This is a genomic window from Sulfobacillus sp. TH-112 (assembly GCF_057473405.1).
This window is the reverse complement of the sequence record NZ_JBYCKN010000156.1, coordinates 1-8,625: the sequence shown is the minus strand read 5'-3', so window position 1 is coordinate 8,625 and position 8,625 is coordinate 1. Positions and strand designations below refer to the sequence as shown.

Genomic DNA, 8,625 nt, shown 5'->3' with positions numbered 1-8,625 from the left:
GGAATTAGTGCGCTGTAGGCGGGGTAAAAGATGGAGTCACACGCAGCCATAATCAAGGCAAAACATGCAAATTCCACAAAGATGAATCCAAGACGTCTAAACGACAGGATTACCAACATGAGCATCCGAACGGTGTCAGCAATGACCATGATGTTCGCTCGGTTGTTACGATCGAGCCATGGACCAAGGAGCGGCGCAATAACAACGGTTGGAAGGGTTCACAGTAGAGCAATGAGCGCAACTGGAGCTAAAGAATGGGGTCTTAACAAGTGTCTCCCACGCGAGAGCGGTGATGTACAACATTTTTCCCAGCGTAGACAACATCTGGCCTGTCCAGATGACCAAAAAATGACGGTTGCACAAAGCGTTCATTGTATGCTCCTTTGTCAATCCCGGTTAATTGCCTGCCCACGTTCGGCACGATGAATCCTCAAATCCACTATCCGCTTGTCACGTCTTAGTGCAGACGAATTGACGTTGTCCCATTTGTCCACTATAGGCGTCGTCGTTATAGTTGAAGTACGTGCGCTCGATTCTGAAACCAGTTTCATTCAACAGGAAGGTCATTTCGCTATCGCTAATGTAACCCGTACACAATATATGCATGTGACGTTCCACCGCGGCCTTGCCTACCACATCTTCTATTACGCTGATCTGTCGAAGGTTGAGGGGATCCCATGAGTCGGTCCGATACCGGCAAACAATATTCCCATCGCGATCCTCGAAGGATCTCACAAAATGATAACCTTCGGAGATCATCGGGAAGAGGAGGCTATCGATAATAAGAGTCCCTCCGGTCTTTATCCACTCGCTTAAATTCCGTAGTACGGCACGACGTTCGGCGAGGTCGTGGAAATAATTGAATACGTTGTACGGCAGAATAATGGAATCGAATAGCGGGCCAGTCCAGCAAAAGTCCGGCAGCGCCCCCCGGATGAAACGGATCTGGCCTATATGTTGTGCATAGTCGGAGATCAAGGCCTTGTTGGCGATTGCGATCATGGACTCCGCGGGTTCTATACCCACGTACCGCACCCCGGATTCTGCTAGAGGCCATGCGAGGCGGCCGGCACCAGAACCGACTTCGAGGACTATATCTCCGGATTTTACATGACGTACCCAAAAAGCAACGTCAATGGTGCGAGACCGGGAACTCGCTTCATACAGCGCAGCAAACAATCCGTCAAACGTCTGCACGTTCACGCGCATTATAATCCAACCTCCTGCGATATGGATTGGCCCCAGAATTCCCGACAGAACACGTTGTAGCATCCTAGTCCCATGTTGCGTAAACACCCGAATCCGCGAAGCCGACTTTGACGCTGTACGATCGACTCTCCTTGATAGCCAATAGTTGGATTAGGCCCACGGGGAAACCGCCGTCACGATGAGGCCGGTCGCCCCGATCGCCATCACCACACCCGGCACGAGCGGACCAGAGTCCGGTGCTCGGAGGAACCATCAGGAGACCGCCGAAGTCGAGGCTGAATATAGTTTACGCTCTGTTCTGAATAACTGTGGATTTTAACGTATAAAAGAGAAAGTAAAGTTCAAAAGCGAATTTCATTTATACTGGATATCGAGGTGAATGCTATGGAAGAATCCATTCTTGATTTTCTCGTTGAGTCCAAACGACAAACTTACGCTGCTCAGGGAGACAACGCTTCTGTCACTCCACTTCTGCCTGGGTCTCGTCAACTTGAATATCGCAACGGTTCGCTGTTCTATCGTGATGTGTACTTTGGTGTCGCATATTTCGTTGGTCAGGAGACCATTTACAAGGGCGAACAGCTTACTGGTCAATGAGTTAGGCTGGTGGTGTTGACAAGTTCATTACAGCAAGCGACAAGATACGTAGTATCTATGCATTTCTGAGAGTCGCACTCCGACAGGTTTCAAAACAGCATATTTTTCGTGGACCCTCACAATTCAAAGAAGGTGACTTCGAGTACAGAAACACCTTTGAAGGCGATTTCAACGCCTTTAATGGGACTGAGGTCATTACTCAACACAGCCAAATTATATATACCTTGCACTACAGCGGAGGGGTCCTACGTTAGCTCGCACTCAAACTCAAATCCCCATAGCAGTGAGCATGGCAAAGTAGATCAGGGCTTCGTTCACCAGTTTCGTGCGATACAAAGAAGATACTGCCTACATCTTGACCTTCAACAACGGCGTCATTGCAGATCACACAAAGCCTTGCTGGTACGTCAGATTTATATCGGGCCTTTTTGTTGTCTATGCAGGACATTGCAAGAAATCGATGTTCCCATGTCCCACTCGAAATATCACGGATTGTGTCAATGTAAGCGAACCATGTCATGTAGTTATCGAGGTATTTTGCCGCTACACCTTTGAAACGTTCCCCCCAACCCACTAGACGGCTGTGATAGGCGTTTACACTCTGGATATGATATATGCCTCTCTAACGCTCCCCTGTGTTCTGATTCAGAGCCACGTGCTTGATGCCAGCGGCTTTGCAGACGGTCTTATACCCACGATAGGCGTCCGTACACAACACCGTGTCTGAACCGATTGCGGGCAACAACTGACGAGAGATTTCTTCTGTTTTCATGCTTGGCGTGACCAGTGACACAGTGCGAGCGGTACGATCACGTAATACCAGAACAGGAACTCGCTCTTTACTCCGACCTCTTTTGTGGGATTCCTTTAATCGATGGTGAGAATCGCGATAGTACTTTCGAGACTATAATGCCCCCATGCCCCAATCGATCCGATTGGGCACCGCAGCGCTCATCATGGACGGTCCAAAGGCTCTCATGGAGCGGCGTTCGGATATAAACCAATGGGGCTTTGTCAGTGGAGCCCTCGAATTAAACGAAACCCTGGAACAGTGTATCAAACGAGAGATATTCGAGGAAACCGCCCTCGTGGTGCATTCTATTCGTTTGCCCGCATTTTTTTCGGATCCATCACGAATTGTTGTCCATCCCAATCAGGCACCCGTTCGCATTGTATCTGCTCTCTTCTTTGCGGAGACTAGTGGAATTCCAAGACCAAGCGCCGAATCCTTAGAACTCCGATATATGAGTTGGGAGGACCTGCACAGTTTAAAAATCAGTTTAAAAATTGTTCCCACGCATCAAGATATCTTCGAATATATGATTGCGCACCGTAAGGAGGATGAATGGACTTGTATCAAGTCCAACAGCGCGTTTTGTATCTTTGAAGGACATGAAAAAATCTTCTGCGGCCAACCAACCATACGTACCGATCGGTCAATGCAATAATTTGCCCTCGATAGGCGCCCGCAGCAGGCATCTCCCACGCCCTTTCACACCGGGCAGCGATCCCATGGGGCAGGATACTGAATTGGGGGTTGTCAGAATCGCGCCGTGGCAAGTGGGCGATATTGGAAGCTTCAGTCCACCAGCGATACGGCCGATCCATGGTAGCGGCAGTCAGTGCAGTCGCGGTCGAGCCTCCTTTATTGTGGCGAAAATCGATATTGTGTGTGCTGCCGCGCACAAGACAAAGCATCGGTCTCATGATGCGGTTCGCTAAACCTAGGGATGCGCACGTAGGCGACGCTCCCGTCGGGCAACCGTATGATGCGTCCGAGACGATCGCCTAGGCTGAAATGGAACGGGGTGGTAGGAAACGTCATCGCGCCCTCAGACGTCTAACACGGCTTGGACAGCGTTTCACAAAAACGGACCGAAATACTACCACTCGACCTCTCGCACTCCGGGGCGTTTCGCCGCAAGATAGGGATCGGCGTGCATCATCCACTGAGCCGGCGAAATACTCTCAATGGCTTCCACGATGTCCCCGACTGCTACCGCGTCAACCGGAGTGGAGGTCACAACCCATCCCTCATTCAAGTGTCTCCACTGAAATCCCAATTGGGCTCCCTGCCAGTCCCTGTCTATACACGGTGTGTGTCCATTGCGCACCATCCCGATCTACCACATCAACGCTATCACGAATTCGCGCCGATTTCTAGCAGCCAGTGCGTGATGTAATGCCTCACGGTAGACCTCATCCAATTGATCGCGGGTAAAAACGCCGTATCCTCCCAGTGCCCAAAGCATTCCTCGACCCGTCAATAGGCCATGCCCGGTAGTTCCCTGTAAAGTCGTTCATTGCCTTATCCTCCATAGCCCTGCACTAAACATTATAGGCAATAGTTCGCCTTCCGGGCCGATTATCCTGACCCTAGAAGATCTAGCCCAGCCATTCGGCCCCCTTCCTCATTGTGTGAACACGCGCGTTCTCTCTTGGCGTAAGACACCATACCGAATCTCAGCATTTTCAGCGTGATGGGCTGGAACTCTGGGTAGCAATCCGGAATCAAGTCCTAACCGTTGCCCATAGTAAATGGCCAATACCCGCAGGGAACCCAATAGATGAGTCTTACCTGGATGCGCTCACGCACCTACAAGGCGACCCCGACACATGCGACTGCTGTGCACACGATGGGTATCATGGGCGGCAGTCCACTGAGTGAATCCCGCATAAGCCGAGGCTCAATTCTCACTCTCCCATTGCGCGTGCCCCGATTCAATACACGCATTAATATGGGGTTGTTGACGCTAACTGATTTTGTTATCACTTGGCACACTTACCTGTCTTCCGAGACCCCGCCGATTTGGGATGAATATGAAGCCAAACTCAGCTCAACGGCTTGGCATTCGGTCATTACGGTACTGACCAAGTACTTGTAGCGGGGACCAAACCACCTGGCGACGCGTCTCTTGAACTGACAGCCAGCTATCGTCCCGTATTTCATGCAATTTGGAGTCTCTGGCGCAGTGCCAAGGAATTAATGTGGTTTGAGAGAACTTCCTGCGCGGCCATACCCATCGCAGGCGAGAGTCGATCTCACCGGGTATTTTGGCCCGTGATGACACGCGGGTCACCAAGCCTCCGGGACCATTCCCATTGGCTGGTGTTACAAAGTGCCTCGAGATGGCCAGAGGACAGGACTGTCTAATTGCGTGTCTGAGACTTTATGAAAACTCTCCTTGCGGCATTATATGGAGCTAAAACGGGTCGTGGGGTTGTTGTACGCTTGGGGCTATCCCATTTTTCCCCTCGTATCAAATTGCGCGTGGATGTTCCGGCGTTCTTTGTATCGCTTCACTAAATAAAGCAAAATCAAGCCATTGACAGTGAGCGTTACCAAATCTCCGATATTAGCCTTGTGGACTATGGCCCACACTTCGAGAAGCACAAATAACGCGGTCTCCGCGATAACAAGCCCTTCTCCCCAGCCCCGATGAAGCCAAATACCGATACTCTCGGCCGCCATCAAGAGAGCCCACACGGCAAGTCCCGCCGCTAAAAGCAGCGCATGTGGCGCCAAGAGCGCGATCGTCACGTCGATCCCGTGAATGAGATGATTGGAACTTGTACGCAGGCTTGGCAAAAGAACGTTGAATGGATCGACTCCATGATGCGTATGGATCCAGACAGCCACGACAGCCCCCAGTGCCGCTAACGCAGCACCCGCCGTCTTTTCGATCCCAATCAACAAAACGATCCGAGGAAATCGAAATGATATCCACTTAACATGTTGACCCATGCGCAACGGCTCCTCCTTCCCTGGCAACGCCTCCTCTATCCCGAATAGCAATCAATCGCGGCACGAAGGGTGGCGATAATATCACCGCGCCCATGAAAAGCACTACCTTTGATTAATTAACGAATCAAGCGCACTTAAAGTTACTGGCGATGGATACCGTGCGACGGCAACCAACCATCGCTCAGTCGCTCCATCTCTGAGCGTCCTCCGAAGTTGATGGAAATTCCGGCACGCTTGGCGAGTCAAGACCCGGGGATGCCCTCGCCTATGCGAGGAATCCTTCCCACCTTCGTCACTTCCCTTTTGACCGGTATCCCCTACGACACGACGGGGCTTTGGTGAAGACAACGATATGGGGTAGAGAAGAGAGGGTCGAGGACCTCGTGTCCTCGCATCGGCTGGCCGCTGAACCCACTGGGTCACACGCTTCAGACGGCAAGACATCCGGGCGCTGTCGCGTCTGGAGCGAACCTCGAACAGGACAATGATCTCGCCCAAGACGTCGAAGTCTACAGAACGCGTATGCGGTTTCATAGGACATCAACCTTTAGGGGATGTTTACCAGACACTGGTAGTGTACCCACTTCGGGTCCGGAGCTCGACTGGTGTCATCATGTACACCATCCCGAAGGTAGGGATTGCTCACGCAAAAACCAGCTCATAACTTGTCAAGCGTTTCCGGAAACAATGTGAGGCGATTGTGCTACAGTACTCTGGACATGCCGACAGTCCTTCCAGCGGATAGCGTATTTTTGCCAATTAATCTTAAAAGTGAACTGGTTCACAATTCAAACCAACGTCTTTTGAGGTAGACAATCATGCTGGCTTCAAGCTTGAGGACCGGGATTTTTGGGATTTATGCACCACCTCCTTAGAGCATAGTTGCCCTATCCCGGTGATCGCTCCGTGCGCATCCCCCGTTTGTGCACCACGGGTTACCGGCGGATGTTCCAGTCGAACCACCGACCGTGTCCGTCTATTTCCGCAAGAATTTCATTAAATTCTCTCCCGCTGAGGAAATAATCTAAATGCAACTTCCCTACGTCCGACACATTGTTGTACAGATGAAACACATCTCTTTTACCACCAATGGCGGTCACCTTAGCCATCAACCTTCGTTTTAGGGCGTCTGGCATTTGATTCGCCACATGCGTGTGGAAAATGCAGAGAATTGAATCCTTAGGCACAAGTTCAACAACCTCAGGCAATAATGACACCCCATCGCCCTCCACTAAATCCACGGGATGCGCACGAAGCAGTTGCGCCGCCCGTTCCAGTAGTTCTAACCGCTCTTGGTGCTCTGGCCATATCAATGACTTAAGCCATAGATAATCTTCGGGGTTTGATAAGTCGACCACATGTACATCAATTCCGATTTTCGATAAAACCGGGGGGCTCTTGTGCGGCAACACGGGAACCGTCCCATTCCTCAATTCGGCTGTCAAATGAACGCGAGAATTCGGATGTCCATATACGCTATGCGTCCCATAGGAGTAGCGGTATCGGTCCCACAACAGCTGTAATCCTGCACTTGTCCCTATTTCAATCAGAGACAACGGCCTGTGCACCTTACCATAAATATAGCAAAAACTTGGATAGAGATAGGTACATCGTCGAATTTCATTTGTCTGAACCAATTTGCTCCGCAGAAGGTCGATGATCTCATGGCGGTAATGTTGAGCGAAATCCTTGAACAAATGAAAAGACTCCTCAACGGGACGCGGACGGCTGGTGAGGGTGGGATAAAATGCCGTTAATGCATGGGGAGACCCGGACAACAGGAGATAATGAATCGCTGCAAAGAACAAGTTAGGAATAGGCTGGCCCGAAGCGCCATGCGAGCTTAACTCAAGCAAATCAATGTCCTCGGAAATTTTTAGGGACAAAAACTCGTATAGCCGGCTCGAACCGTGGCATTCGCTGACGGCAAACCGCCTAAATCTCTGAGACAAAAGATAGGTATCCACGTACCGCCCCCCTACCAGTCCCAACTAAACTTCGCGCTCAAAATCATGTTAGACTACAAAACGACCTCATGTCTTCCATGACGCTCCATTTTCTGGTCTTGTTGCACCCATGATACGGAAGTCTGTGGGCCTTTTCAATCGTCACGTTCGCAAACCCACAACCACATTTCTTTGTGTGCATCACTAATCGGGAATGCCCAAAAATGAGCCGGGGCCCCATTTCACAGGACTCTCTGGCTTGCTCCTTCAACCAATGCGGCCATCCCACTCCGGTACATCGACATCGCAACCAGCGGGACGCGGTATAACTATCGTTGGATCTCTGAGGACCAGCAGCGGATTAGCGCAAATCCTCCGGGAACCACACCGGCAGTGCGTCTTGTGATACCATCCGAAGGGCGTTACCGCCTGCCCAGCGCGGGGTTTCGTGGGGGATTCCCAAAAGAGCCAAGGTCCAAAAACGTTCCATCCGTGGTGGCAGCATTTCGGCATGCCCGGGCTCCGCAATCCACGCCTGAATAGTGTCCCAATCGTACACCCGGAATAACCATTCCCCATCCTCGACGTGGCTCACCTGCAATCGTTCGTCACGTCTTGACCATTCACACGACACGCTTGGACAGTCTTCAATGTTGGACGTGCCCTAGATGTCCTCATCAAACACTAAATACGCCATCGCAGTCATCATCAATAGCATCAGCCCACTGTGACACTGTGTTCAAGCGTAGCCAAGCTTTTAAGCCATTTGTCCGTTTCACCTGCTGTGGCCAGTTGAATCGCGTGCCTAGGGAGCGCCGCCAGGATGTCATCAATATCCTGCCTGTTATAGCCCGCTCGTTGTGTCGTAAGTGGAGCCAAGATGGTCGTCATAAGTGCTGACCCAATCCCTGGAACAAAACCGCGAAGCATCCTCCGCGTCTTCCCCACAGAATTGGCCGGTTGGCTTAATCAGGCCACCATGTTAAAAAAACAAAGGCCCTGCCGGCGGCAGGGCGGACTCTATTATCGCATTCCTATCTACACGTTGATCTATCTTGCTTAGTATGGTACCGTTTTGTGCATGGATACTATCAATACGGCCTCTCAGTTAGGACAATTACGACGCGG

10 protein-coding genes and 1 pseudogene are annotated in these 8,625 nt (G+C 51.1%); 3 read left to right on the top strand and 8 right to left on the bottom strand.

The annotated features are described in order from the left end of the window. Nucleotides 1-450: 450 nt before the first annotated feature. Nucleotides 451-1,209, bottom strand: coding sequence for a class I SAM-dependent methyltransferase (locus ACOJWD_RS11140; RefSeq protein WP_486993302.1), 759 nt, complete (start codon nucleotides 1,207-1,209; stop codon nucleotides 451-453). A gap of 384 nt (nucleotides 1,210-1,593) precedes the next feature. Between ACOJWD_RS11140 and ACOJWD_RS11135 the strand changes: the two genes are divergently transcribed. Beyond that, on the top strand, nucleotides 1,594-1,806 hold the full coding sequence (locus ACOJWD_RS11135) for a hypothetical protein (protein ID WP_486993301.1): 213 nt from the start codon (nucleotides 1,594-1,596) through the stop codon (nucleotides 1,804-1,806). A 26-nt stretch (nucleotides 1,807-1,832) separates the two neighbouring features. Then, entirely contained in the window at nucleotides 1,833-2,060 is a 228-nt protein-coding gene (locus ACOJWD_RS11130; protein WP_486993303.1) for a DUF5680 domain-containing protein, read from the top strand. 368 nt (nucleotides 2,061-2,428) lie between these two features. Here ACOJWD_RS11130 and ACOJWD_RS11125 read toward each other — a convergent pair. Next, a pseudogene (locus tag ACOJWD_RS11125) lies at nucleotides 2,429-2,668 on the bottom strand (transposase); the annotation flags it as partial. Between the two features lie 55 nt (nucleotides 2,669-2,723). Here ACOJWD_RS11125 and ACOJWD_RS11120 point away from each other — a divergent pair. Then, the gene (locus tag ACOJWD_RS11120) at nucleotides 2,724-3,254 is read left to right on the top strand and encodes an NUDIX domain-containing protein (RefSeq protein WP_486993300.1); all 531 of its coding nucleotides are present in this window, start codon (nucleotides 2,724-2,726) and stop codon (nucleotides 3,252-3,254) included. Between the two features lie 435 nt (nucleotides 3,255-3,689). On the opposite strand, the gene ACOJWD_RS11115 is transcribed toward ACOJWD_RS11120, so the two are convergent. The 6 genes from ACOJWD_RS11115 to ACOJWD_RS11090 all read right to left on the bottom strand — a co-directional run bounded on the left by ACOJWD_RS11115 (nucleotide 3,690) and on the right by ACOJWD_RS11090 (nucleotide 8,427). After that, nucleotides 3,690-3,923, bottom strand: coding sequence for a hypothetical protein (locus tag ACOJWD_RS11115; RefSeq protein ID WP_486993299.1), 234 nt, complete (start codon nucleotides 3,921-3,923; stop codon nucleotides 3,690-3,692). A gap of 6 nt (nucleotides 3,924-3,929) precedes the next feature. Then, complete coding sequence (locus ACOJWD_RS11110; RefSeq protein WP_486993298.1) at nucleotides 3,930-4,058, bottom strand: hypothetical protein; 129 nt, start codon at nucleotides 4,056-4,058, stop codon at nucleotides 3,930-3,932. A 986-nt stretch (nucleotides 4,059-5,044) separates the two neighbouring features. After that, complete coding sequence (locus ACOJWD_RS11105; protein WP_486993297.1) at nucleotides 5,045-5,551, bottom strand: DUF2127 domain-containing protein; 507 nt, start codon at nucleotides 5,549-5,551, stop codon at nucleotides 5,045-5,047. A gap of 935 nt (nucleotides 5,552-6,486) precedes the next feature. Then, nucleotides 6,487-7,518, bottom strand: a complete 1,032-nt coding sequence (locus ACOJWD_RS11100) for a DUF2332 domain-containing protein (protein WP_486993296.1) — start codon at nucleotides 7,516-7,518, stop codon at nucleotides 6,487-6,489. Between the two features lie 340 nt (nucleotides 7,519-7,858). Continuing rightward, the gene (locus tag ACOJWD_RS11095) at nucleotides 7,859-8,131 is read right to left on the bottom strand and encodes a hypothetical protein (protein ID WP_486993295.1); all 273 of its coding nucleotides are present in this window, start codon (nucleotides 8,129-8,131) and stop codon (nucleotides 7,859-7,861) included. A gap of 83 nt (nucleotides 8,132-8,214) precedes the next feature. Continuing rightward, on the bottom strand, nucleotides 8,215-8,427 hold the full coding sequence (locus ACOJWD_RS11090) for a hypothetical protein (protein ID WP_486993294.1): 213 nt from the start codon (nucleotides 8,425-8,427) through the stop codon (nucleotides 8,215-8,217). Nucleotides 8,428-8,625: the final 198 nt, after the last annotated feature.